General features: G+C 71.2%; 23 protein-coding genes. 21 read left to right on the forward strand and 2 right to left on the reverse strand.

Annotated features, from left to right (window positions below):
- Positions 1-8: 8 nt before the first annotated feature.
- Together HS109_00940 and HS109_00945 are read right to left on the reverse strand one after the other, a co-directional pair.
- Positions 9-1,604, reverse strand: a complete 1,596-nt coding sequence (locus tag HS109_00940) for a Re/Si-specific NAD(P)(+) transhydrogenase subunit alpha (GenBank protein MBE7520929.1) — start codon at positions 1,602-1,604, stop codon at positions 9-11.
- 102 nt (positions 1,605-1,706) lie between these two features.
- The gene (locus HS109_00945; protein ID MBE7520930.1) at positions 1,707-2,771 is read right to left on the reverse strand and encodes a tartrate dehydrogenase; all 1,065 of its coding nucleotides are present in this window, start codon (positions 2,769-2,771) and stop codon (positions 1,707-1,709) included.
- Between the two features lie 110 nt (positions 2,772-2,881).
- On the opposite strand from HS109_00945, the gene HS109_00950 reads away from it, so the two are divergent.
- The 21 genes from HS109_00950 (at position 2,882) to HS109_01050 (ending at position 23,188) form a co-directional block, all read left to right on the forward strand.
- Positions 2,882-3,787: a DMT family transporter gene (locus HS109_00950; GenBank protein MBE7520931.1), complete on the forward strand. Its 906-nt coding sequence runs from the start codon at positions 2,882-2,884 to the stop codon at positions 3,785-3,787.
- Positions 3,788-3,791: 4 nt separating this feature from the next.
- Positions 3,792-4,568 carry a sulfite exporter TauE/SafE family protein gene (locus HS109_00955; protein MBE7520932.1) on the forward strand — a complete coding sequence of 259 codons (777 nt, stop codon included), beginning with the start codon at positions 3,792-3,794 and terminating at the stop codon, positions 4,566-4,568.
- A gap of 65 nt (positions 4,569-4,633) precedes the next feature.
- Positions 4,634-5,602, forward strand: a complete 969-nt coding sequence (locus HS109_00960; protein ID MBE7520933.1) for an acetyl-CoA carboxylase carboxyltransferase subunit alpha — start codon at positions 4,634-4,636, stop codon at positions 5,600-5,602.
- On the forward strand, positions 5,571-6,956 hold the full coding sequence (tilS, locus tag HS109_00965; protein ID MBE7520934.1) for a tRNA lysidine(34) synthetase TilS: 1,386 nt from the start codon (positions 5,571-5,573) through the stop codon (positions 6,954-6,956). Before HS109_00960 ends, tilS begins: the two co-directional genes overlap by 32 nt.
- A gap of 208 nt (positions 6,957-7,164) precedes the next feature.
- Positions 7,165-8,154, forward strand: a complete 990-nt coding sequence (locus tag HS109_00970) for a TRAP transporter substrate-binding protein (protein ID MBE7520935.1) — start codon at positions 7,165-7,167, stop codon at positions 8,152-8,154.
- A gap of 43 nt (positions 8,155-8,197) precedes the next feature.
- Positions 8,198-8,731 (forward strand): TRAP transporter small permease, encoded by a 534-nt coding sequence (locus tag HS109_00975; GenBank protein ID MBE7520936.1) that lies wholly within the window; start codon positions 8,198-8,200, stop codon positions 8,729-8,731.
- Positions 8,728-10,005 carry a TRAP transporter large permease subunit gene (locus tag HS109_00980; GenBank protein ID MBE7520937.1) on the forward strand — a complete coding sequence of 426 codons (1,278 nt, stop codon included), beginning with the start codon at positions 8,728-8,730 and terminating at the stop codon, positions 10,003-10,005. Before HS109_00975 ends, HS109_00980 begins: the two co-directional genes overlap by 4 nt.
- Before the next feature lie 186 nt (positions 10,006-10,191).
- Positions 10,192-10,617 (forward strand): nucleoside-diphosphate kinase, encoded by a 426-nt coding sequence (gene ndk / locus HS109_00985; protein MBE7520938.1) that lies wholly within the window; start codon positions 10,192-10,194, stop codon positions 10,615-10,617.
- On the forward strand, positions 10,550-11,782 hold the full coding sequence (gene rlmN, locus HS109_00990) for a 23S rRNA (adenine(2503)-C(2))-methyltransferase RlmN (protein ID MBE7520939.1): 1,233 nt from the start codon (positions 10,550-10,552) through the stop codon (positions 11,780-11,782). The genes ndk and rlmN overlap by 68 nt, the downstream gene beginning before the upstream one ends.
- 16 nt (positions 11,783-11,798) lie before the next feature.
- Positions 11,799-12,614: a type IV pilus biogenesis/stability protein PilW gene (pilW, locus tag HS109_00995; protein ID MBE7520940.1), complete on the forward strand. Its 816-nt coding sequence runs from the start codon at positions 11,799-11,801 to the stop codon at positions 12,612-12,614.
- Positions 12,611-13,531, forward strand: coding sequence for a DUF4115 domain-containing protein (locus HS109_01000; GenBank protein ID MBE7520941.1), 921 nt, complete (start codon positions 12,611-12,613; stop codon positions 13,529-13,531). Before pilW ends, HS109_01000 begins: the two co-directional genes overlap by 4 nt.
- A 58-nt stretch (positions 13,532-13,589) precedes the next feature.
- Positions 13,590-14,906, forward strand: a complete 1,317-nt coding sequence (hisS, locus tag HS109_01005; GenBank protein ID MBE7520942.1) for a histidine--tRNA ligase — start codon at positions 13,590-13,592, stop codon at positions 14,904-14,906.
- An 11-nt stretch (positions 14,907-14,917) separates the two neighbouring features.
- Positions 14,918-15,670 (forward strand): tetratricopeptide repeat protein, encoded by a 753-nt coding sequence (locus HS109_01010; GenBank protein ID MBE7520943.1) that lies wholly within the window; start codon positions 14,918-14,920, stop codon positions 15,668-15,670.
- Complete coding sequence (gene bamB, locus HS109_01015) at positions 15,667-16,845, forward strand: outer membrane protein assembly factor BamB (GenBank protein MBE7520944.1); 1,179 nt, start codon at positions 15,667-15,669, stop codon at positions 16,843-16,845. The genes HS109_01010 and bamB overlap by 4 nt, the downstream gene beginning before the upstream one ends.
- A gap of 28 nt (positions 16,846-16,873) precedes the next feature.
- The gene (gene der / locus HS109_01020) at positions 16,874-18,211 is read left to right on the forward strand and encodes a ribosome biogenesis GTPase Der (GenBank protein ID MBE7520945.1); all 1,338 of its coding nucleotides are present in this window, start codon (positions 16,874-16,876) and stop codon (positions 18,209-18,211) included.
- A gap of 87 nt (positions 18,212-18,298) precedes the next feature.
- Positions 18,299-18,547: an RNA chaperone Hfq gene (gene hfq / locus HS109_01025; protein ID MBE7520946.1), complete on the forward strand. Its 249-nt coding sequence runs from the start codon at positions 18,299-18,301 to the stop codon at positions 18,545-18,547.
- A gap of 38 nt (positions 18,548-18,585) precedes the next feature.
- A complete protein-coding gene (hflX, locus tag HS109_01030; GenBank protein ID MBE7520947.1) occupies positions 18,586-19,716 on the forward strand; it encodes a GTPase HflX in 1,131 nt (376 codons plus the stop codon).
- Positions 19,717-19,802: 86 nt separating this feature from the next.
- The gene (gene hflK, locus HS109_01035; protein MBE7520948.1) at positions 19,803-20,999 is read left to right on the forward strand and encodes an FtsH protease activity modulator HflK; all 1,197 of its coding nucleotides are present in this window, start codon (positions 19,803-19,805) and stop codon (positions 20,997-20,999) included.
- A 4-nt stretch (positions 21,000-21,003) separates the two neighbouring features.
- Positions 21,004-21,888 carry a protease modulator HflC gene (gene hflC / locus HS109_01040; GenBank protein MBE7520949.1) on the forward strand — a complete coding sequence of 295 codons (885 nt, stop codon included), beginning with the start codon at positions 21,004-21,006 and terminating at the stop codon, positions 21,886-21,888.
- A 123-nt stretch (positions 21,889-22,011) separates the two neighbouring features.
- Entirely contained in the window at positions 22,012-22,200 is a 189-nt protein-coding gene (locus tag HS109_01045; GenBank protein MBE7520950.1) for a DUF2065 domain-containing protein, read from the forward strand.
- Complete coding sequence (locus HS109_01050) at positions 22,193-23,188, forward strand: ATP phosphoribosyltransferase regulatory subunit (protein ID MBE7520951.1); 996 nt, start codon at positions 22,193-22,195, stop codon at positions 23,186-23,188. The genes HS109_01045 and HS109_01050 overlap by 8 nt, the downstream gene beginning before the upstream one ends.

Genomic DNA, 23,188 nt, shown 5'->3' on the forward strand with positions numbered 1-23,188 from the left:
CGCCGCCCCTACTTGCGGAACATGCCGAGCATGCGCCGCGTCACCGCGAAGCCGCCGAACATGTTGACGGTGGCGAGCGCGATGGCGGCGATCGACAGCCAGCGGATCAGCGCGTCGGGACGCGTCACGCCGGCGGGCAGCGCCGAGAGGTTCGGCGCGATCTGCACCAGCGCACCGATCGCGATGATCGACGACACCGCGTTGGTGACGCTCATCAGCGGCGTGTGCAGCGCCGGCTTCACGTTCCAGACCACCATGTAGCCGACGAAGCAGCCGAGCACGAACACGGTGAAGTGCCCGAGGAACGATGCCGGCGCGTAGCGGCCGATCAGAAGGAACAGGACCGCGCCGACGCCGAACAGCAGCGCCGCCTTGCCGGGCGACATCGGTCCCGACGGCTCGCCGTGGCCTTTCGGCTTCGCGGCGGCGACCGGCGCCGCCGCGGGCTTCGGCGGAGGCGCGGCGGGCAGCCTGGGCGGCGGCGCCGGCCACGTGATCGCGCCATCCTTGACGACGGTCAGGCCGCGGATCGCGTCGTCCTCCATGTCGACGACGACGTTGCCGTCCTTCGCCTTGCACAGCTCCTCGGTGAGCCGCAGCAGGTTGTTCGAGTAGAGCGTCGAGGCCTGCGTCGCGAGGCGGCTCGCGAGATCGGTGTAGCCGATGATCGTCACGCCGTGCTTGACCACCGCCCTGCCGGGCTCGGTGAGCTCGCAGTTGCCGCCCTGCTCCGCCGCCATGTCGACGATGACGCTTCCGGGCCGCATCGAGCGCACCATCTCGGCCGTGATGAGCCGGGGCGCGGGCTTGCCCGGAATCAGCGCGGTCGTGATGATGATGTCGGCGTCGCGCGCCTGTTTCGCGTACATCTCGCGTTGCGCCTGCTGGAAGCCCTCGCTCATGACCTTCGCGTAGCCGCCGCCGCCGCTGCCTTCCTCGACGTAGTCGACCGGCACGAACTCGCCGCCGAGCGACTTGACCTGGTCGGCGACCTCGGCGCGCGTGTCGTTGGCGCGCACGATCGCGCCGAGGTTGGCGGCCGTGCCGACCGCCGCGAGCCCGGCCACGCCGGCGCCGGCGATGAACACCCTGGCCGGCGGGATCTTGCCCGCGGCCGTCACCTGCCCGTTGAAGAACCGGCCGAAGGCGTTGGCCGCCTCGACGACCGCGCGGTAGCCGCTGATGCCAGCCATCGAGGTGAGCGCGTCCATCTTCTGCGCGCGCGAGAGCTGGCGCGGCAGCGCGTCGATGGCGAGCACCGTCGCCTTCTTCGCGGCGAGCTGGGCCATGAGCTCGGGGTTCTGCGCCGGCCAGATGAAGTCGACGAGCATCCCGCCCTCGCGCATCAGCCCGACCTCGGAGGACGTCGGGGGACGCACCTTGAAGACGATGTCCGAGCCGGCCCACAGGGCCGCCGCCGCGGGCACGATCTCGGCGCCCGCGGCACGGTAGGCGTCGTCCGCGAAATTGGCGGCATCGCCCGCGCCGGACTCGACGGCGACGCGGAATCCGAGCTTCACGAGCTTCTCGACGACGTCGGGGACGGTTGCGACGCGCTTCTCGCCGGGGAAGACTTCCCGCGGCACTCCGATCTGCAGGGGCATTCCGATGCTCTCCCGGGTTTTCGCGCGCTTCGCGTCCGGCAGCGTGTCACGCGCGGGCGACATACTGCCACAAACCGCCCGACGCCGCCCGCCGGCGACGCGTCAGATCGCTGCGGCGATCGCCTTGCCGGCCTCGACCGTCGAGGCGCGTCCGCCGATGTCGCGCGTGCGCGGCGCTGACGGATCGGAGAGTACGCGCTCGATCGCCGCGACGATCGACGCTCCCGCTTCGCGATGACCGAGGAACTCGAGCATCAGCGCCCCCGACCAGATCTGGCCGATCGGATTGGCGATGCCCTGGCCCGCGATGTCGGGCGCCGAGCCGTGGACCGGCTCGAACAGCGACGGGTGATCGCGTTCCGGGTTGAGGTTCGCGGACGGCGCGATGCCGATCGTGCCGCACACCGCGGGGCCGAGGTCCGACAGGATGTCGCCGAACAGGTTCGAGCCGACGACGACGTCGAACACCTGCGGGCGCTGGACGAAGTGCGCCGACAGGATGTCGATGTGGTACTGGTCGGTCCGGATGTCCGGATACCGCGCCGCCATCGCCCGGAAGCGCTCGTCCCAGTACGGCATCGTGATCGAGATGCCGTTCGACTTCGTCGCCGACGTGAGGTGCTTCGCGTCCCGCGTGCGCGCGAGTTCGAACGCGTAGCGCAGCACGCGGTCGACGCCCTTGCGCGTGAACACCGATTGCTGGAACACGATCTCGCGCTCGGTGCCCTCGAACATCCGCCCGCCCACCGACGAGTACTCGCCCTCGGTGTTCTCGCGCACGACGACGAAGTCGATGTCGCCCGCCTTCCGGTGCGCGAGCGGCGTCGCGATGCCCGGCATCAGCCGGCACGGCCTCAGGTTGACGTACTGGTCGAAGCCGCGCCGGAACGGGATCAGCGAGCCCCACAGCGACACGTGGTCGGGCACCGTGGCGGGCCAGCCGACCGCCCCGTAGTAGATCGCCTCGAAGCCCGAGAGCGTCTCGAACCAGTCCTCCGGCATCATGCGGCCGTGCTTCGCGTAGTAGTCGCAACTCCAGTCGAAGTGCGTGAACGCGAGCGACACGCCGTGCTTCTTCGCCGCGGCCTCGACCGCGCGCAGGCCCTCGGGCATCACTTCCTTGCCGATGCCGTCGCCGGGCATCACCGCGATCCTGTGCGTCGCCATCCGTCCCTCCCTGAGGTCGCGCACATTCTAAGGCCGCAGGAGCCGTCGTTGCGCTGTGCTAGAGTGTCCCTGCGCGCCGGCATCCGCCGGCGTCGTCGCGTTCCGCCTCCGTGACCCCTGCCGCCGCCCGCCGTCGCGCGATCGCGATGATGATCGTCGCCGCGACCTGCTGGTCGTCGGGCGGCTTCCTCGTGCGGCGCCAGTCGCTCGACGACGCCTGGGAGATCGTGTTCTGGCGCAGCACCTTCATGGTGCTGTTCGTCGCCGGCGTCCTCGCCGTCCTCCACGGCCGCAAGACGGGCGCGGCGATTCGCGCGGTCGGCGCACCGGGGCTCGCGTCGGGCGTCTTCCTCGCCTGCACCTTCTTCTTCTTCATCGCGTCGCTGACGCGCACGACGGTCGCCAACACCTTCGTGCTGATGAGCATCGCGCCGTTCGTCGCGGCGATCGCCGGCCGGGTGTTCCTGCGCGAGGCGGTGCCCCCGCGAACCTGGATCGCGATGGCGGTCGCGTTCGCCGGCATCGTCGTGATGTTCGGCGACGCGATCGACTCGGGGCAACTCGTCGGCAACCTGCTCGCGCTCGGCGTGCCCTGCTTCTTCGCGGCGCAGGTCACGGTACTGCGGAAGTACCACGCGAGCGTCGACATGCTGCCGCAGGTGCTGGTCGCGGGCGTCGTCTCGATCGCGGTGGCGGCGCCGCTCGCGTCGCCGTTCACCGCGACGCCCGGCGACCTCGCGGTCCTCGCCGTGATGGGCTCGATCCAGTTGGGCGCCGGCTGTCTGCTCGCCACCGCGGCGTCGCGCCAGCTCACCGCCACCGAACTCGGGCTCCTCGGACTCCTCGAGCCGATCCTCGGCCCGATCTGGGTGTGGGCGCTGATGGGCGAGCATCCGGGCACGACGACGCTCGTCGGCGGCGCGATCGTGCTCGCCGCCGTGATCGCGAACGAGGCGTTCGCCGCCTGGCGCACCCGCAATCGCGAACCGGCCACGGGACTCCCGCCGGTCGGGTGAGCCGATGACGCTCCCCGAGTTCCCGCTCCTCTTCTACCCGGTCGCGATCGCCGGCATCCTCCTGACCGGCATCGCCAAGGGCGGCTTCGGCGGCGGCGCCGCGGGCATCGGCGTGCCGCTGATGTCGATGTTCATCGCGCCGCCGACCGCCGCGGCGATCATGCTGCCGATCCTGTGCGCGATGGACCTCTTCGGCGTCCACGCCTGGCGCGGACGCTGGTCGCGCACGCACCTCGCGGTCCTCGTGCCCGGCGCGCTCGCCGGCATCGCGCTCGGGGGGCTCGCGTTCGGCGCGATGTCGGTGAACGCGATCCGCGTCGTCGTCGGCGCCATCGCGGTCCTGTTCGCGCTCAACCGCTGGTTCCGCCTCTCCGAGCGTCTGGCCGCGCGGCTCGCGCGCGCTACCGCCCCGCCCGGCCGCGTCGCGGGCACGTTCTGGGGCGCGGTGTCGGGCTTCACGAGCACGCTCGCGCACGCGGGCGGGCCGCCGTTCGTGATCTACCTCCTGCCGCACCGGCCGGACAAGACCACGTTCGTCGCGACCTCGGTCGTCTTCTTCCTGATCGTCAACTACGCGAAGCTCGTCCCGTACGCGATGCTCGGGCAGCTCAACGCGGCGAACCTCGCGACCTCGCTCCTGTTCGCCCCGCTCGCACCGATCGGCATCCGGCTCGGGGTCTGGCTGCACCGGCGCTTGCCGGAGGCCGTCTTCTACCAGGTGACCTACGTGCTGCTGTTCGCGAGCGGCGGCAAGCTCCTCCGGGACGCGCTCTCCGCCTGAACGCGCCCGCCGCACGGCCCGGCGCGCTGCGCTATCATCCCTGACCCGTCCACGGAGCCGACCGGATGAAGCAGACCTTCCTCGACTTCGAGCAGCCGATCGCGGAACTGCAGACGAAGATCGACGAGTTGCGCTTCGTGCACGAGGATTCGGCGGTGGACATCGCCGACGAGATCGCGCGGCTCACGCGCAAGAGCCAGCAGCTCACCAAGGACATCTACGCGAAGCTCTCCGCCTGGCAGATCGCGCAGGTCGCGCGCCACCCGCAGCGTCCCTACACGCTCGATTACGTCGCCGGCATGTTCACCGAGTTCCGCGAACTGCACGGCGACCGCAGCTACGCCGACGACGCGGCGATCGTCGGGGGACTCGCGCGCTTCAACGGCCGGCCCTGCGTGGTCATCGGCCACCAGAAGGGCCGCGACACCAAGGAGAAGATCCACCGCAACTTCGGCATGCCGCGCCCCGAGGGCTACCGCAAGGCGCTGCGCCTGATGAAGCTCGCGGAGAAGTTCGGCCTGCCGCTCTTCACCTTCGTCGACACGCCCGGCGCGTACCCGGGCATCGGCGCCGAGGAGCGCGGCCAGTCGGAGGCGATCGGCCGCAACCTGTTCGAGATGGCGGGGCTGCGCACGCCGATCATCGTGACCGTCATCGGCGAGGGCGGCTCCGGCGGCGCGCTCGCGATCGCGGTCGGCGACGTCACGCTGATGCTGCAGTACGCGACCTACTCGGTGATCTCGCCCGAGGGCTGCGCCTCGATCCTGTGGAAGAGCGCCGACCACGCCCCGGAAGCGGCCGAGATCCTCGGGATCACCGCGCCGCGCCTGAAGCAGCTCGGCCTCGTCGACAGGATCGTGAACGAGCCCGTCGGCGGGGCGCATCGCGACCCCGCGGCGATGATCGCGTCGCTCAAGAAGGCGTTGGCCGACGCGCTCAAGTCGCTCTCCGACCTGCCGCTCGACGAACTGGTCGAGCGGCGCGAGGACCGGATCGTCTCCTATGGCAAGTTCAAGGAGCTCAACCCCGGCTGACCGGACGGGCGCGAAGCTGCGCCGCGCCCTCGCCGACTGGGTCGCCTCGCTTCCGGACGGCGACGGACCGATCGCGATCGCGCTCTCCGGCGGTCGCGACTCGATGACGCTCCTCGACGCCGGCGCCCAGGCGCTCGGCGCGGCGGGGCGCCGCGCGATCGCCTTCCATGTGCACCACGGTCTCCAGCCCGGCGCCGACCGCTGGGCGGAAGCCTGCGCGCGCGCCTGCGCGATGCGCGGCATCGCGTTCGCGATGCGCCGCGTCGCCGTCGGCCTGCGGCCGCGCACGAGCCTCGAGGCGGCCGCGCGCGACGCCCGCTACCGGGCGCTCCGCGAACTCGCCCGGGAACACGGTGCGCTCGTCGTCGCGCTCGCCCACCATCAGGACGACCAGGCCGAGACGCTCCTCCTGCAGCTCGGTCGGGGCGCCGGACCCGCGGGACTCGCCGCGATGCCGGCGTCCGCGCGCGACGCGGAGGGCGTCGTCTGGTGCCGTCCGCTGCTCGGGCTGCCGCGCGCGGACATCGATGCGTATGCGACGCTTCGCCGGCTCGACTACGCAGACGATCCGAGCAACGCGGACACGCGGCTGCGCCGCAACGCGGTGCGCGCGCGTGTCGTCCCCGCCTTCGCGGCAGCGCTCCCGGGCTATCCGGCGACGCTCGCGCGGGCCGCCGCCCACCAGGCCGACGCGACCGCATTGCTGGATGCGCTCGCCGCGATCGACGCCCGCACCGCGGGCTACGTGGAAACCGCGGGAACGATCGACGCAGCCGCGCTCGCGTCGCTCGACGCGGCGCGGGCGCGCAACCTGCTCCGCTGGTTCCTGCACGAGCGCGGCCTGCCGCCTCCGCCCGTCGCGCGCCTTGACGCGATGCTCCGGCAACTCGCGCACGCCAGGCAGGACGCCTCGGTCGAGATCCGTCACGCCGGCGCGATCGTCGGCCGCCATCGCGGGCGCGTCGTCGTGCACGCGCCGCCGGCCGGCGCCTTTCTGCTCGACTGGCGCGGCGAGACGACGGTCGCGCTGCCGCACGGCGAACTCGAGTTCCGTGCCGTCATCGGGGCAGGCGTCGACCCGCGCCACGCCGAAGCGGGTCTCGCCATCCGTCCGCGTCACGGCGGCGAGCGCCTGAAGCTCGAACGCGCGGGCGCCCGGCGCACGCTCAAGGCGCTGTTGCGGGAGGCCGAACTGCCGCCCTGGGAGCGCGACGCGCTGCCGCTCGTGGTGGCCGGCGACGCGCTCGTCGCGGTGCCCGGACTGGGCGTCGACATCGCCTGGCGAGCGCCGCCTGGCGCTGCGGGTCTCGTCCCGATCTGGCGGCCGATGCCCGACGCGACCGCAGCGGCCTGACCAGCGGGCGCTCCCCCTCCGGCGCGGGCCGGCAGGCAAGAGGCATCACGCGCCGCGCGAGCGGCGGGGCGCGGCGCGCGGCCGCGGGCCTCGCCGGTCGGCCGGACTCCCACGCCGACCGGTACCCGGGCTAGAATGCGGCAAGCCGCACAAGAGGGGGGGCCAGTCCCGGACCGAACCCGGCTTCCACCGAACAGGAGACCATCCGATGTTTGCTCGCTCCATGCTCGCCGCGGCGCTCGTCGCGACTCTGGCGTTCGCCCTTCCCGCGGGTGCGCAGCCGATCGTCATCAAGTTCAGCCACGTGGTGGCCGAGCACACGCCCAAGGGTCAGGGCGCGCTCAAGTTCAAGGAGTTGGCGGAGAAGAAGCTGCCCGGCAAGGTGCAGGTGCAGGTCTTCCCGAGCTCGCAGCTCTTCGGCGACGCGAAGGAGATGGAGGCGCTGCTCCTGGGCGACGTGCAGCTCATCGCGCCGTCGCTCTCCAAGTTCGACCGCTACACCAAGAAGATCCAGCTCTTCGACCTGCCGTTCCTGTTCGACGACGTCGACGCGGTCGACCGCTTCCAGGCGAGCGCGAAGGGACAGGAACTGCTGACCTCGATGAAGAACCGCGGGCTGGTCGGCCTCGCGTACTGGCACAACGGGATGAAGCAGCTCTCGACCAACCGGGACAAGCTCGAGCGGCCCGAGGACGTCAAGGGTCTCAAGTTCCGCATCCAGGCCTCCGACGTGCTCGAAGCCCAGTTCCGCGCGCTCGGCGCGAACCCGCAGAAGATGGCGTTCTCCGAGGTCTACCAGGCGCTGCAGACCGGCGTGGTCGACGGACAGGAGAACACCTGGTCCAACATCTACTCGCAGAAGTTCCACGAGGTGCAGAAGACCATCGCCGAGACCAACCACGGCGTGATCGACTACATGGTCGTCACCAACGCCAAGTGGTGGGACGGCCTGCCGGCCGACGTGCGCAAGGGACTCTCCGAGGCCATGGCCGAAGCGACCGCCTACGCGAACAAGATGGCGAACGATCTCAACCAGGCCGACCGCCAGCGCATCGCCGACGCCGGCAAGGCGCGCATCCAGAAGCTCACGAAGGACGACGTGGCCGCCTGGCGCAAGGCGATGGAACCGGTCTGGAAGAAGTTCGAAGGCGACATCGGCCGCGACCTGATCGACGCGGCGCTCAAGTCCAACAAGTAGCCCCATCGGGAGCGGGGTCCGCGCCGCGGGCCCCGCCGACGCCATGCGCTGGCTCGAACACCTCGAGGAGGGCCTCGTCGCCTTCCTGATGGCGGCGATGACGCTGGTCACCTTCATGCAGGTGGTCGCGCGCTACGTCTTCAACTACAGCTTCGTCTGGGCGCTGGAACTCACCGGCGTCATGTTCGCGTGGCTGATCTTCGTCGGCATGTCCTACGGCGTCCGGGTCGGCGCCCACATCGGCGTCGACGTGCTGGTCAAGTCGCTGGGCCGGGGCGCGCGGCGCGCGGTCGTCGTCGCCGCCGCGCTGCTGTGCCTCGCCTACGCGCTCATCGTCACCTGGGGCGGCTACCAGTACGTGCGCAAGATGTACGACGTGGGCATCCTGATGCAGGACATCCCGATCCAGCAGTGGATCCCGCGCATCATCCTGCCGCTCGGCTTCGCGATGCTGGCGTTCCGCTTCGCCGAAGTGCTCGTCCGGCTCGCGCGCGGCGGCGAGGCGCACCTCGTCGGCGACGAGGCCGAGGACGCGCTCAAGCTGCGCCAGGACGAGCCCGGAGGGAACGCGCGATGACCACCCTCGCGCTGTTCGTCCTGCTGTTCGCGTTCATGTTCATGGGCATGCCGGTGGCGATCGCGCTCGGCTTGTCCTCGCTCGTGACGATCATGCTGTTCGCGCAGGACTCGCTCGCGTCGCTGTCGCTCAAGCTGTTCGAGACGTCCGAGCACTACACGCTGCTGGCGATCCCGTTCTTCATCCTCGGCGGCGCGTTCATGACCACCGGAGGCGTGGCGAAGCGGATGATCCGCTTCGCGAACGCCTGCATCGGCCACCTGCGCGGCGGGCTGGCGATGGCCTCGGTCATGGCGTGCATGCTCTTCGCCGCGGTGTCCGGCTCGTCGCCGGCGACCGTCGTCGCCGTCGGCTCGATCGTCATCGCGGGCATGGTGCGGGCCGGCTATTCGCAGAACTTCGCGGCGGGGGTGATCTGCAATGCGGGCACGCTCGGCATCCTGATCCCGCCGTCGATCGTCATGGTCGTCTACGGCGCAGCGACCGAAACCTCGGTGGGCAAGCTCTTCATGGCCGGCGTGATCCCCGGGATCCTGCTCGGCCTCCTGCTGATGGTCGCGATCTGGTTTCGCGCGCGCATCATCAAGCTCCCGACGCAGCCGCGCGCGACGCTGCGCGAGGTGCTGACCTCCGGGCGCGATTCGCTGTGGGGCCTGCTGCTGATCGTCATCATCCTGGGCGGCATCTACGGCGGCGTGTTCACGCCGACGGAAGCGGCCGCGGTGGCGGCGGTCTACGCGTTCGTGATCGCGGTGTTCGTCTACCGCGACATCGGGATGCGCAACGTGCCGGAGGTCCTGATCGAGGCCGGCAAGGTCACGGTGATGCTGATGTTCATCGTGGCCAACGCGCTCCTGTTCGCGCACGTGCTGACCACCGAGCGCATCCCGCAGCAGATCGCCGAGATCATCGTCGGCTGGGGCATGTCCGGCTGGCAGTTCCTGGTCGTGGTGAACATCCTGCTGCTGATCGCCGGCATGTTCATGGAGCCGACCGGCATCATCCTGATCCTCGCGCCGATCCTGTTCCCGATCGCGACCCGGCTCGGCATCGATCCGGTCCACCTCGGCATCATCATGGTGGTGAACCTCGAGATCGGCATGGTCACGCCGCCGGTCGGCCTCAACCTGTTCGTCACCGCGGGCATCACGCGAATGTCGATCGGACAGGTCGTGAAGGCGGCGCTGCCGTGGACGCTGTTGCTGCTCGCCTTCCTCGTCGTCGTCACCTACGTGCCGGTGATCACGCTCTTCCTGCCCGACCTGCTGTTCTGAGCCGCCGGGCGCGCCGGACCGATCCGGCGCGCTCCGTCGGCCCCTTCGCGCCCGCACGCCTGTCGTGCCGTTCCCGCCGATCCGGGCAGCCGCGCGAGCGCGCCCCGCGTCGCGGCGCATGCGCCCGGGGGACACCGATGCTACAATATTGAATTTCCTCGGAATAATCCTGTCGGAGCGCCCAGCATGGCCGTCGAACGCACCCTTTCCATCATCAAGCCGGACGCCGTCGCGAAGAACGTCGTCGGTCAGATCTACGCCCGCTTCGAGGGCGCGGGCCTGAAGATCGTCGCCGCCCGCATGGCGCATCTCTCGCGTGCCGAGGCGGAAGGCTTCTACGCCGTGCACCGGGCGCGCCCGTTCTTCAAGGATCTGGTCGAGTTCATGACCTCCGGCCCGGTGATGATCCAGGTGCTCGAAGGCCCCGGCGCGATCGCGAAGAACCGCGACCTGATGGGCGCGACCGATCCGAAGAAGGCGGCGCCCGGCACGATCCGCGCCGATTTCGCGTCGTCGATCGACGCGAACGCCGTGCACGGCTCCGATGCGCCGGAGACCGCGGCGATCGAGATCGCCTATTTCTTCCCGGCATCGCAGGTCTACTCCCGCTGACCGTCACGGCGTCGTGAACCTCCTCGACCTCGACCCGCAAGGCCTGGAGCGCCATTTCGCCGCACGCGGCGAGAAGCCTTTCCGCGCCCGCCAGGTGTCGCGCTGGCTGCACCGGCACCTCGCCGGCGACGTCGCGTCGATGACCGATCTGGCGAAGTCCTTGCGTGCCTCGCTCGCGGCCCACGACAGCATCGAGGGCCCGACGGTGCTCCGAGACACGACGGCCTCCGACGGCACACGCAAGTGGCTGTTCGACGTCGGCGACGGCAACGCGGTCGAGGCGGTGTTCATTCCCGAGGACGACCGCGGCACCCTGTGCGTCTCGTCGCAGGCCGGCTGCGCGATGGATTGCCGGTTCTGCTCCACCGGAGCACAGGGTTTCAACCGCAACCTCGGCGTCGCGGAGATCGTCGGCCAGCTCTGGCACGCGAACCGGGCGCTCCTGTCGGACGCCCCGCCCGCCCCGGGATCGCCGGGCTGGGTGGCGGAACCGCGGCCCGCGTCGGCCTGGCCCTGGGTCGAGGCCGGCCGCGCACCGGTCACCAACGTCGTGATGATGGGCATGGGGGAGCCGCTCGCGAACCTCGACCGCGTGATCCCCGCGCTGCGGCTCTTCCTCGACGACCACGCGTACGGACTCTCGCGCCGGCGCGTGACCGTGTCGACCTCGGGACTCGTGCCGCAGATGGACCGCCTGGCCGCCGAATGCCCGGTCGCGCTCGCGGTGAGCCTGCACGCGCCCGACGACGCGCTGCGCGACCATCTGGTTCCGATCAACCGGAAGCACCCGCTCGCCGAACTGCTGGCCGCGTGCCGCCGCTATCTCGAGGTCGCGCCGCGCGATTTCGTGACCTTCGAGTACGTGATGCTCGACGGCGTGAACGACGCGCCGGCGCAGGCGGACGCGCTCGTCGCGCTCGTGCGCGAGTTGCCCTGCAAGTTCAACCTGATCCCGTTCAATCCGTTCCCGGGAACCGGGTTCCGCGCGAGTCCGCGCGAGCGCATCGTCGCGTTCCAGCGCCGGTTGATGGACGCGGGCCTGGTCACGACGATCCGCAGGACGCGGGGCGACGACATCGACGCGGCCTGCGGCCAGCTCGCCGGCCGCGTGAAGAACCGGGTGATCCGCCCGCTCGCGACGCGAAGCTTCGCGGTCCGCCCCTGACGAACCCGACCCGCCGATGTCTATCCGTTCCGCCGTTCCCGCCGCCGCGCTCGCGGTCCTCGCCCTCGCCGGATGCGACACCTTCTCGTCGAAGAAGGAGACGCAGCCCGCGCCGCAGACGGTCCAGCCGCAGCAGCTTCCTCCGATCAAGCAGGAGGAAGCCACACCGCGCTACAAGTCCGAACTGCGCACCGAACTCGCCGCCGCGTATTTCGAGCGCGGCCAGTACGACGTCGCGCTCGAGGAACTCGCCGAGGCGGTCAAGTTCGACCCGACCTACCCGAAGCTCTACAGCATCTACGGTCTCGTCTACGCCGAACTCGGCGACAACGCGAAGGCCGAGACGAACTTCCGGCGCGCGCTCGACCTCGCGCCGTCGGACTCGGAGATCCGCGGCAACTGGGGCTGGTACCTCTGCACGCACGGCAAGCCGCAGGAGTCGATCGGAGAGTTCGAGGCGGCGTTGCGCAACCCGCTCTACAAGTCGCCCGAGATCGCGCTCATCAACGCCGGCAAGTGCAGCGCGCAAGCCGGCGACGCCGCGGCGGCCGACCGGTACTTCCGGCGCGCGCTCGCCGTCCGCCCCGGCAACCCGATCGCCGCGTACAACCTCGCTCTCCTGTCCTACCGCGCCGGGAGGCTCGACGAGGCGCGTGCGCTGATGCGTTTCGTCATGGCGCAGACCGCCCCGCCTCCGGAGGGGCTCTTCCTCGGCATGTGCGTCGAGCGCAAGCTCGGCGACAAGGCCGCCGAGGATTCCTACGTCACGCAGCTCAAGAACCGCTACCCGAACAGCGCGGAGACGCGCGCCATGGGAGGGAGCTGCGAGTGAACGAACCCGGGCGTCCCGAAGCGGACGAGGCCGCGCCCCCGGCTCCGCCGAGCGCGGGCGCGCTGCTCGCCCAGGCCCGCGGCATCGCGGGGCTCACCGTCGAGGACGTCGCGTCGCAGCTCAAACTCGCGCCGCGCCAGGTCGTCGCGATCGAGCGGGACGACTTCGCGAACCTGCCCGGCCGTACGTTCGTGCGCGGATTCGTGCGCAACTACGCGCGCCTCGTCAAGCTCGACGTCGACGACGTGCTCGCCGCGCTTCCGGGCGACGGTCACGCGCCCGCGCCCGAGCGCACGCTCGCGTCGGCCGCCGGACGGTCGATCGGCGAGATGCCGCGCGAATCGCGCCCGCGTTCGGGCGTGGCGCGTTGGGCGATTCCGCTGCTGCTCGCGGCGATCGTCGGCGTGGCCGCGTTCTACGAGTTCGCGCGCCCGCCGGCGGCCGAGCGCGGAACGGCGACGAAGGCCGAGTCGGCCCTGACGGCTCCCCCTGTCGCCGCGCCCGCCGATCCCGCGCCCGCAATGCGCCCCGACGAACCGGCGACGGCTCCGGCGACCGGCCAGGCGACGGAGTTGCCCAATCCGGTCGCCGGCACCGCGGCCGCGCCCTCGCCCGGCGCGGCCAGTGCGCCCGCGCTCCCCGTCGCGCAGGACGCCGCGGGCGAGCGATCCGCCGCAGCGCGAAGCCAGCTCAGATTCGCCTTCCGGGGCCAATCGTGGATCGAAGTGCGCGACCGCTCCGGCAGCGCCGTGATGTCGATCACCGGATCGGCCGGATCGACGCGCGAACTCGAGGTCGCGCCGCCGGTCGATGTCGTCATCGGCAATGCAGCGGTGGTCGACGCGGCCTGGCGCGGCAGGGCCGTCGACCTCGCGCCGCACACGCGCCAGAACGTCGCGCGCATCCGCCTGGAATAGATCGCCACGAATCCATCGGCCTTCGCGCGCGAGCGGCGGAGGCCACGAGCATGACCCGATGACGACGCCCCACGACACCGCCACCGCACGGCCCAAGACCGCGCCGATCCAGGCCGTCCGCGGCATGAACGACGTGCTGCCGGACGAAGCCGCCCTCTGGCTCGAACTCGAGGACACCGCCCGCCGCGTCTTCGCGCTCCACGGCTACCGGAACCTCCGCGTGCCGATCGTCGAGCCGACGCCGCTCTTCGTGCGCGGCGTGGGCGAGCACACCGACATCGTCGAGAAGGAGATGTACACCTTCGACGACCGGCTCTCCGGCGAGAGCCTCACGCTGCGGCCCGAGGCGACCGCGGGCATCGTGCGCGCGGCGATCGAGCACAACCTGTGCTACGAGCGACCGCAGCGCGTCTGGCTCGCCGGTCCGATGTTCCGCCACGAACGCCCGCAGAAGGGCCGCTACCGCCAGTTCCACCAGTTCGACGTCGAGGCGCTGGGATTCCCGGGGCCGGACGTCGACGCCGAGCAGATCGCGATGCTCGCGCGCCTGTGGCGGGAACTGGGTCTCGCCGACGGGATATCGCTGCAGGTGAACTCGATCGGCGACGCGGCGGAGCGCCGCGCGCACCGCGCCGCGCTGATCGAGCACTTCGAGCGACAAGCCGATCTGCTCGACGCCGACGCGAAGCGCCGCCTGCACGCCAATCCGCTGCGCATCCTCGACAGCAAGACGCCCGCGATGCAGGAGATGATCGCGGGGGCGCCGCGGCTCGTCGACCGCCTCGGCGCGGAGTCGCGCACGCATTTCGACGGACTGCAACGCGCGCTCGACGACGCGGGCATCGCGTTCGAGGTGAACCCGAGGCTCGTGCGCGGGCTCGACTACTACAATCGCACGGTGTTCGAGTGGGTGACCTCCCGCCTGGGCGCGCAGGGGACCGTCGCGGGCGGCGGCCGCTACGACGGGCTCTTCGAGGCGCTGGGCGGCAAGCCGACGCCGGCCTGCGGCTTCGCGATCGGCATCGAGCGCATGATCCTGCTGCTGCAGGAATCGGGACGCACCGGAGCCGACGCCCCCCTCGCCTACGTGGTGCACGCGGGAGACGGCGCGGGAGCACTCGCGCGCGTCGTGGCGGAATCGCTGCGCGACGCCCGCTGCGCCGCCATCGTCAACGCCGGAGGCGGCAGCTTCAAGTCGCAGATGAAACGCGCCGACGCAAGCGGTGCGCGCTATGCCCTCATCGTCGGCGACGACGAAGCGCGCGAGGGCAGGGTCTCGATCAAGCCGCTGCGCGAACCGGGCGAGCAACGCGCCGTGGCCGCGGGCGACATCGTCAACGCACTGGTTCCGGCGCGCCCGCGCGCGGAACGCTGAAGGGGAACGGCATGGCAACCTACGATCTCGAGGAACAGGACACCATCGAGGACCTCAAGGCGTGGTGGACCCGCTGGGGCACGCTCGTCACCTGGATCGCGGTCGCGGTCGCCGTGACGATCGTCGGCGTGCAGGGCTGGCGCTGGTGGCAGACGTCGCGCGCCGACGAGGCGAGCGCGCTCTACCAGGCGGTCGCCGGGGCGACGCGGGGGAGCGGTGACGCGACGAAGGCGAAGGACGCGATGGCGACGCTCGCCGACAAGTACGCGGGTACCGCCTACGCGCCGCGCGCCGCGCTCCTGTACGCGAAACAGTTGTGGAGCACCGGGGACAAAGCCGGGGCGAAGGCGCAGCTGCAGTGGGTGGTCGACCGGGCGAGCGACGACGACCTGAAGGCGGTCGCGCGCTATAGGCTCGCCGAGGTGCTGCTCGACGAGAAGAACGTCGACGAGGCGCTGAAGCTCCTCGACACGAAGCACGCGGACGCCTACGCGGGACTGTACGCGGACCTGCGCGGCGACGCCCTCGCGTCGGCCGGGCGCAACGCCGAGGCACGCGCGGCCTACCAGTCCGCGTTCGCGAAGCTCGACGCGAGGTCGCCCTACCGCGGTTTCGTGCAACTGAAGCTCGACGCGCTGGGCGGCGCGCTGCCGGTGGGGACGGAGGCCGATGCGCTGGCCAAGGCTGCGTCCGCGGCGCCCGCCGCCGCCGAGGCTCCGCCTGCCGCTCCCGCCGCAGCCGGAGCCCCCGCGGCCAAGCCATGACGTCACGTACGACGCGGGCGCTGGCGATCGCGTCCATCGCGGCCGCCGTCGGCGGCTGCGCGACGATCCAGTCGTACATCCCGTCGATCCCGGCGCCCGACTGGACCTGGCTCGTCGGCAGCAGCCGCAAACCCGGCCCGCTGCCCGAACTCTCGCAAAGCGTCACGCCGGTGGTCGCCTGGCAGGCCGGCGTCGGCAAGGCCGTCGCCGGCTTCGCGCCGTTCGTGACTTCAGACGCGGTCTACGCGGCGTCGTCCGACGGCACGATCGCCAAGTTCGACGTCGCCAGCGGCCGCCAGTTCTGGCGCTCGAGCGCCGGACGCACGCTCGCGGCGGGCGTCGGCGCGGGCGACGGGATCGTCGTGGCCGGGACCGACAAGGGCGACGTGCTCGCGTTCGACGACAACGGCAACGCGCTGTGGACCGCGAAGGTCGGCAGCGAGGTGATCGCGCCGCCCCGCGTCGCCGAAGGCGTCGCGCTCGTGTTCTCGGGCGACGGACGCCTCTACGCGCTCTCGACCAAGGACGGCTCGACGCGCTGGGTCTACCAGCGCTCGAACCCGCCGCTGATGGTCCGCAACCAGGCCGGCGCGGCAATCTCGCGCGGCGCCGTGTTCTTCGGCACCGCCGGAGGGCGGCTCGTGGGCCTCGACCTGCGCAGCGGCGCCGTGGGCTGGGAGGCGCTGGTGGCGACACCGAAGGGCGCGACGGAACTCGAGCGCATCGCCGACGTCACGAGCCTGCCGGCGATCGACGAGCGCATGGCCTGCGCGGCCGCGTACCAGGGTCGCACCGCGTGCTTCGAACTCGTCCGGGGCGCGGCCGTGTGGTCGCGCGACATCGGCAGCCTGGGCGGCATCGCGATCGACCGCGAGCGCCTGTACGTGACCGACGACGCCGGCGCGGTGCATGCGCTAGACCGCTCGACCGGCGCATCGCTGTGGAAGCAGGACAAGCTCGCCAAGCGCTTCATCGGCGGCCCGCAGATGGTCGGCGACCAGGTCGGCGTCGTCGACGCCGAAGGCTGGCTGCACCTGCTCTCGCCGGTCAACGGCGCGTACGTGGGCCGCGTGGCGACCGACGGCAGCGCACCGACCTCGCAGCCGGTGGCGATGATCGGCGGCGCGATGTGGCAGTCGGCCGCCGGCGCGCTCGTCGCGATCCGCGTCCGCTGAACCGCGCCGCGTCCGCAGGCATCGCGTCGTGCTCCCGATCATCGCGCTCGTCGGCCGCCCCAACGTCGGCAAGTCGACGCTGTTCAACCGGCTGACGCGCACGCGCGACGCGCTGGTGCACGACGTCCCGGGACTCACGCGCGACCGCAACTACGGCCGGGCCCGCGTGGGCGAACGCGACTTCTACGTCGTCGACACCGGCGGCTTCGAGCCGGTCGCGAAGGAAGGCATCCTGCGCGAGATGGCGCGGCAGGCGGAAGCCGCGATCGCGGAGGCCGACGTCGTCGTGTTCCTCGTCGATGCGCGCGACGGCCTCGTGCCGCAGGACGCGCGCATCGCCGACCTCCTGCGCCGCTCCGGCCGTCCGATCGTGGTCGCGGTGAACAAGAGCGAGGGACTCTCCGCCGCGGGCGCGGTCGCCGAGTTCCACGAACTCGCGCTGGGGGAGCCCGCGCCGATCTCCGCAGCGCACGGCGAAGGCGTGCGCGACCTCGTCGACGCGGCGCTCGCGCTGGCGCCGCCGCCCGGAGAGGTCCCGCCGCACGACGACGACCGCGTGCGCGTGGCGATCGTCGGACGGCCGAACGTCGGCAAGTCGACGCTGGTCAACGCGCTCCTGGGCGAGGAACGCGTGATCGCGTTCGACGAGCCCGGCACGACGCGCGACGCGATCGCGCTCGACTTCGAGCGCGGAGGCAGGCGCTACACGCTCGTCGACACGGCCGGCGTGCGCCGGCGCGGCAAGGTCACCGAGGCGGTCGAGAAGTTCTCGGTGATCAAGACGATGCAGGCGATCGACGAGGCGAACGTCGTGGTGCTGCTGCTCGATGCGGTCGAAGGCGTCGCCGAACAGGACGCCCACCTCGCCGGCCACATCCTCGAGGCCGGCCGCGCGCTCGTCGTCGGCATCAACAAGTGGGACGCGGCCACCGGCGAACGGCGCGAGTTCGTCGAGCGCGAGATCGCGCGCAAGCTCGCGTTCCTCGATTTCGCCGCGCAACTGCCGATCTCGGCACGCGAGGGGCGCGGCCTTCCGGCGCTGATGGCCGCGGTCGACCGGGCCTACGCCGCCGCGATGGCGAAACTCCCGACGCCGCGACTCACGCGCACGCTGCAACTCGCCGTCGAGCGGCAGCAGCCTCCGCGCAGCGGCACCGTGCGCCCGAAGCTCCGCTACGCGCACCAGGGCGGCAGCAATCCGCCGCTGGTGGTGATCCACGGGACCGCGCTCGCACGGGTGCCCGACGCCTACCGGCGCTACCTGGAACATTTCTTCGCCGACGCTTTCCAACTGCGGGGCACCCCGCTTAGGATACAATTCAAGACCGGCGTCAACCCCTACGCGGGCACCGGCGCGCGCCGCTGAACCGGCGTCCCGGATGCCGGGCGAACCGGCCCGGCACGAGGCGCGCCGCGCCGCGAGAACGACACGAACGAAGGGCGGAGAGCGACGATGAGCAACAAGGGGCAAATGCTGCAGGACCCGTTCCTGAACACGCTCCGCAAGGAGCATGTCCAGGTGTCGATCTACCTCGTGAACGGCATCAAACTGCAGGGCCAGATCGAATCGTTCGACCAGTACGTGGTGCTCCTCAAGAACACGGTGACGCAGATGGTGTACAAGCACGCGATCTCCACCGTCGTGCCGTCGCGGCCGGTCGTCATGCCGCACCACGGCCCGGGCGGCGCCGAGGACGCCTGACCGCCGCCTTTCGGCGCCTCGGCGATCGGCCGGACCTCATGCTCGAACGCCCCAGCGGCGGACAACGCGCCGTCATCGTCGGGCTCGCGATCGGAGCCCGGCGCAACGATCCCGATCTCGACGAAATCGCCGCGCTGGCGACCTCCGCGGGCGCGACGATCGTCGGACGCGTCGGTGGCCGGCGCGCCGCCCCCGATCCCGCGCTCTACGCCGGCCGCGGCAAGGTGGACGAGATCGCGCGCGCGCGCGACACGGCAGCGGCCGACCTCGTGATCTTCGACCATGCGCTCTCGGGCGTGCAGCAGCGCAATCTCGAACAGGCGCTCTCCTGCCGCGTCGTCGACCGGACGAGCCTCATCCTCGACATCTTCGCGCAGCGGGCGCGGAGCGCCGAAGGCAAGCTGCAGGTCGAACTCGCGCAACTCGCGCATCTGTCGACGCGGCTGGTCGGCGGCTGGACCCACCTCGAACGGCAGAAGGGCGGCATCGGCCTGCGCGGCCCGGGCGAGACCCAGCTCGAGACTGACCGGCGACTGATCGGCAAGCGCGTGAAGACGTTGAAGGAGCGCCTCGCGAAGGTCACGACGAGTCGTGGCGTGCAGGGCCGCACCCGCCGCCGGGCGCGCGTGCGCGCCGTCGCACTCGTCGGCTACACCAACGCCGGCAAGTCGACGCTGTTCAACCGCCTCGCGCGCGCGAAGGTCTACGCCGCCGACCAGTTGTTCGCGACGCTCGACACCACGCTGCGCCGCATCCACGTTCCGGGCGCGGACGCGATCGTGCTGTCCGACACGGTCGGATTCATCCGCGACCTGCCGCACGACCTCGTCGCGGCGTTCCGCGCCACGCTGTCCGAGGCGGCCCGGGCCGACCTGATCGTCCATGTGATCGACGCCTCGGCGTCCGACCGGGACGCGCAGGCCGAAGCGGTCGAGGAGGTGCTCGCCGACATCGGCGCGGACGCGCTGCCGCGCCTCGCCGTACTGAACAAGATCGACGCGGCCGGCCTCGATCCCGGGGTCGAGCGCGACCCCTGTGGTACGATCCGCACCGTGCGCGCAAGTGCGCTGACGGGGGCGGGTTGCGCGGGGTTCCTCGCCGCGCTGGCCGAGCGGTTCCCGGCGGACGCCGCGCACGCCGACGCCGACGCGGCCGACGCATCGGCCTGATCGCCCAAGGGTCCGCCCCGCGCCGTCTCGACCCGCCGCCGGCCCGTTCGCCGGCGAATTGCACACGATCCACGCGAACCACCAGCATGTCGCTCAACGATCCCCAGTGGGGCAAGCGAGGCGGTAATTCGGGCGGCCCGCCCGATCTGGACGAGATCTGGCGCAAGGTCAACCGGCGCCTCTCGGACCTGTTCGGCCGGCGCGGCACGACGCCCGAACCTTCGCCCGGCGAGCCACGTGCACGTCCTGCGATTCCTCTGTCCGGCGCCGGGCTGCTCGCGGGCCTCGTGCTCGTCGTGTGGGTCGCGAGCGGGTTCTACATCGTCGACGAAGGCCGCCGCGGCGTGGTGACGCGCTTCGGCAAGTACACCGAGACCACGCAGCCGGGCCCGCGCTGGCACCTGCCGTTTCCGGTCGAGGCGGTCGAACTCGTCGACTTCTCGCAGGTCCGCACGATCGAGATCGGCTACCGCAACACGCCGAAGAATCGCGTCGACCGCGAGGCGGTGATGATCACCGACGACGAGAACATCATCGACATCCAGTTCGCGGTCCAGTACAACGTCAAGAACGCCGAGGATTTCGTCTTCCGCAACCGCAAGCCCGAACTGATCGTCGCCTGGGCGGCGGAGTCGGCGATCCGCGAAGTGGCCGCGAAGGTCCAGATGGACTTCGCGCTCTACGAGGGCCGCGAGCAGGTCGCGCGCGACACCGAGCGGCTCCTGCAGGACATGCTCGATCGCTTCCGCACCGGCGTGTTCGTGCAGAAGGTCACGCTGCAGAACGTCCAGCCGCCCGAGAAGGTGCAGGCCGCGTTCGACGACGCGGTGAAGGCGGGCCAGGACCGCGAACGCCTCAAGAACGAGGGCCAGGCCTACGCGAACGACGTGATACCGCGCGCCCGCGGCGCCGCCGCCCGCCTGCTCGAGGAGGCGCAGGGCTACCAGGCTTCGGTCGTGGCGCGCGCCGAGGGCGACGCCTCGCGCTTCCGGCAGATCGTCATCGAGTACCAGAAGGCGCCGGGCGTCACGCGCGAGCGCCTGTACCTCGACATGATGCAATCGGTCCTGGGTCCGACCTCGAAGGTGATGGTCGAGCCCAAGGCGGGCGCCCTGCTCGGGTTGCCGCTCGACAAGCTGATGCAGGCGAGCGGCGCGCCCGCTCCGGCGGCTTCCGACGCTCCCGCCGCGCCAACGCCGCGCGTGACCGTGCCTGCGGACGTCCCGCCGGCGAGCGATGGCCGCGGATCGCGCGATTCGCTGCGCCGCGACCGGGGAGGCTGAAGCGATGAAGTTCACGCTGCCGATCCTCGCCGTCGTCGTCGCCGCGATTCTCGTCGCGTCGCAGTCGCTGTTCACCGTCCACCAGACCCAGTTCGCGATCAAGTTCCAGTTGGGCGAGGTGGTCGAGGTGATCACCGATCCCGGCCTCCACTACAAGGTGCCGCTGGTCCAGAACGTGAAGTACTTCGACCAGCGGAACCTCACGCTCGAGATCCAGGAACCCGACCGCGTCACGACCGCCGAGAAGAAGCCGCTCCTCGTCGAGTTCGTCGTGCTGTGGCGGATCGACGACGTCCGCAAGTTCTACGTCTCGGTGCAGGGAGACGAGGAAGCCGCGCGCCGCCGCCTGACGCAGACCGTGCGTGCGAACCTCGCCGAGGAGTTCAACAAGCGCTCGATGCACGAGGCGATCTCGACCCAGCGCGACCAGATCATGAACACGACGCGCCAGAAGGCCGACAGCGACGCGAAATCGATCGGGGTCGAGATCGTCGACGTCCGCCTGCGCCGCGTCGAGCTGCCGCCCGACGTGCTCGGCCCGGTCTACGCGCGGATGGAGTCGGAGCGCCGCCGCGTCGCGAACGAACTGCGCTCGCAGGGTGCCGCCGAGAGCGAGAAAATCCGCGCCGACGCCGACCGCCAGCGCGAGGTCATCCTCGCCGAGGCGTTCCGCCAGGCGCAGAAGGTCAAGGGCGACGGCGATGCGCGCGCCGCGGCGATCTATTCCGCCGCCTACGGCGTGAACCCGGAGTTCTTCGCGTTCTACCGCAGCCTCGAGGCCTACAAGGCGTCGTTCCGCAACCGCGGCGACGTCATGGTCCTCGACCCGTCGTCGGACTTCTTCCGCTACTTCCGGCAGAGCGGCGGGCGCCCACCCGCGTCGAAGTGATGGCCCCCCCCCGAAGCGCGCTTCGCGCGCCTCCCCCAAAGGGGGCGCGGCACCCGCGGCTCGACCTCGGGGCGGCCCCCGCCGGGCGCCGGGCGAAGTAGCGGCGCGACCGGAGATGTCGGGGTGGATTCGCTCTGGGCGGCGCTCGCGCTCGTGCTCGTCGTGGAAGGGCTGTTGCCGTTCCTCGCACCTCGGGCGTGGCGCGACACGTTTCGCAAGCTGACCGACATGAGCGACGGACAGATCCGCTTCATCGGCCTCGCATCGATCGTTCTCGGGCTCGCGGCCTTCCTGGTGCTTCGCCATGCGTAGGTGGATCCTGCCCGAGGCCATCGAGGACATCCTGCCGGCGGAAGCCGCGCGGATCGAGGCGCTGCGCCGCAAGGTGCTCGACCACTTCGCGGCGCGCGGCTACCGGCTGGTCCAGCCGCCGCTGGTCGAGCACGTCGAGTCGCTCCTCACGGGCACCGGCCGCGACCTGGACTTGCAGACGTTCAAGGTCGTCGACCCGCTGTCGGGGCGCATGCTCGGCGTGCGCGCCGACACCACGCCCCAGGTCGCGCGCATCGACGCCCATCTGCTGAACGAGCCGGGGGTCACGCGCCTGTGCTACGCCGGCAGCGTGCTGCGCACCGAACCGGCCGGGCCGGGCACCACGCGCGAGGTCGTGCAGATCGGCGCGGAACTCTTCGGCGAACCCGGCATCGCCGGCGACCGCGAGGTCGTGGGTCTGCTGCTCTCCTCTCTCACCGCGTGCGGCGTGCGTGCGCTGCACCTCGACCTCGGCCACGTCGGCGTGTACCGCGCCCTGTCCGCCAGCGCGGGCATCGCCGGCAACGCCGAGGACGGCGAACTGTTCGCGGCCCTGCGCACCAAGGACGCGCCTGCGGTCGCCGAACTCGCAGCCCGCCTGCCGATCGTATGGCGCGATGCGATCCGCGCGCTGCCCTCGCTCTACGGACCGGCGCACGAAGTCCTCGCCGAGGCGCGTGGGCGGTTGCCCGACACGCCCGCCATCGCGAACGCGCTCGCGGCGCTCGGTGCACTCGCCGAGGCCGCGGGTGGCGCGGTCGAAACGCTGCACGTCGATCTCGCCGACCTCACCGGCTACCACTACCAGAACGGTGCGATCTTCTCGGTGTTCGTCGCCGGCCAGACGCGCGCGCTCGGCAACGGCGGCCGCTACGACGGCATCGGCAAGGCGTTCGGGCGCGCGCGCCCGGCGACCGGATTCACGCTCGACCTGCGCCGCCTCGGGAGCGTCGCGAACGGGGCGAACGACGGAGAACCAGGGGACTGA

This window comes from Burkholderiales bacterium (genome assembly GCA_015075645.1).
Lineage (GTDB): Bacteria > Pseudomonadota > Gammaproteobacteria > Burkholderiales > Casimicrobiaceae > VBCG01.

Coding starts and splice junctions, on each gene's coding strand:
- hfq (MBE7520946.1), top strand. CDS start 18,299: ATGAGCAACAAGGGGCAAATGCTGCAGGACCCGTTCCTGAACACGCTC.
- rlmN (MBE7520939.1), top strand. CDS start 10,550: ATGCGCCGGAGACCGCGGCGATCGAGATCGCCTATTTCTTCCCGGCAT.
- HS109_01010 (MBE7520943.1), top strand. CDS start 14,918: ATGGCAACCTACGATCTCGAGGAACAGGACACCATCGAGGACCTCAAG.
- HS109_00940 (MBE7520929.1), bottom strand. CDS start 1,604: ATGCCCCTGCAGATCGGAGTGCCGCGGGAAGTCTTCCCCGGCGAGAAG.
- HS109_00945 (MBE7520930.1), bottom strand. CDS start 2,771: ATGGCGACGCACAGGATCGCGGTGATGCCCGGCGACGGCATCGGCAAG.
- hflK (MBE7520948.1), top strand. CDS start 19,803: ATGTCGCTCAACGATCCCCAGTGGGGCAAGCGAGGCGGTAATTCGGGC.
- ndk (MBE7520938.1), top strand. CDS start 10,192: ATGGCCGTCGAACGCACCCTTTCCATCATCAAGCCGGACGCCGTCGCG.
- HS109_01050 (MBE7520951.1), top strand. CDS start 22,193: ATGCGTAGGTGGATCCTGCCCGAGGCCATCGAGGACATCCTGCCGGCG.
- hflC (MBE7520949.1), top strand. CDS start 21,004: ATGAAGTTCACGCTGCCGATCCTCGCCGTCGTCGTCGCCGCGATTCTC.
- hisS (MBE7520942.1), top strand. CDS start 13,590: ATGACGACGCCCCACGACACCGCCACCGCACGGCCCAAGACCGCGCCG.
- HS109_00970 (MBE7520935.1), top strand. CDS start 7,165: ATGTTTGCTCGCTCCATGCTCGCCGCGGCGCTCGTCGCGACTCTGGCG.
- bamB (MBE7520944.1), top strand. CDS start 15,667: ATGACGTCACGTACGACGCGGGCGCTGGCGATCGCGTCCATCGCGGCC.
- HS109_00975 (MBE7520936.1), top strand. CDS start 8,198: ATGCGCTGGCTCGAACACCTCGAGGAGGGCCTCGTCGCCTTCCTGATG.
- tilS (MBE7520934.1), top strand. CDS start 5,571: ATGGCAAGTTCAAGGAGCTCAACCCCGGCTGACCGGACGGGCGCGAAG.
- HS109_00960 (MBE7520933.1), top strand. CDS start 4,634: ATGAAGCAGACCTTCCTCGACTTCGAGCAGCCGATCGCGGAACTGCAG.
- hflX (MBE7520947.1), top strand. CDS start 18,586: ATGCTCGAACGCCCCAGCGGCGGACAACGCGCCGTCATCGTCGGGCTC.
- HS109_00980 (MBE7520937.1), top strand. CDS start 8,728: ATGACCACCCTCGCGCTGTTCGTCCTGCTGTTCGCGTTCATGTTCATG.
- HS109_00955 (MBE7520932.1), top strand. CDS start 3,792: ATGACGCTCCCCGAGTTCCCGCTCCTCTTCTACCCGGTCGCGATCGCC.
- pilW (MBE7520940.1), top strand. CDS start 11,799: ATGTCTATCCGTTCCGCCGTTCCCGCCGCCGCGCTCGCGGTCCTCGCC.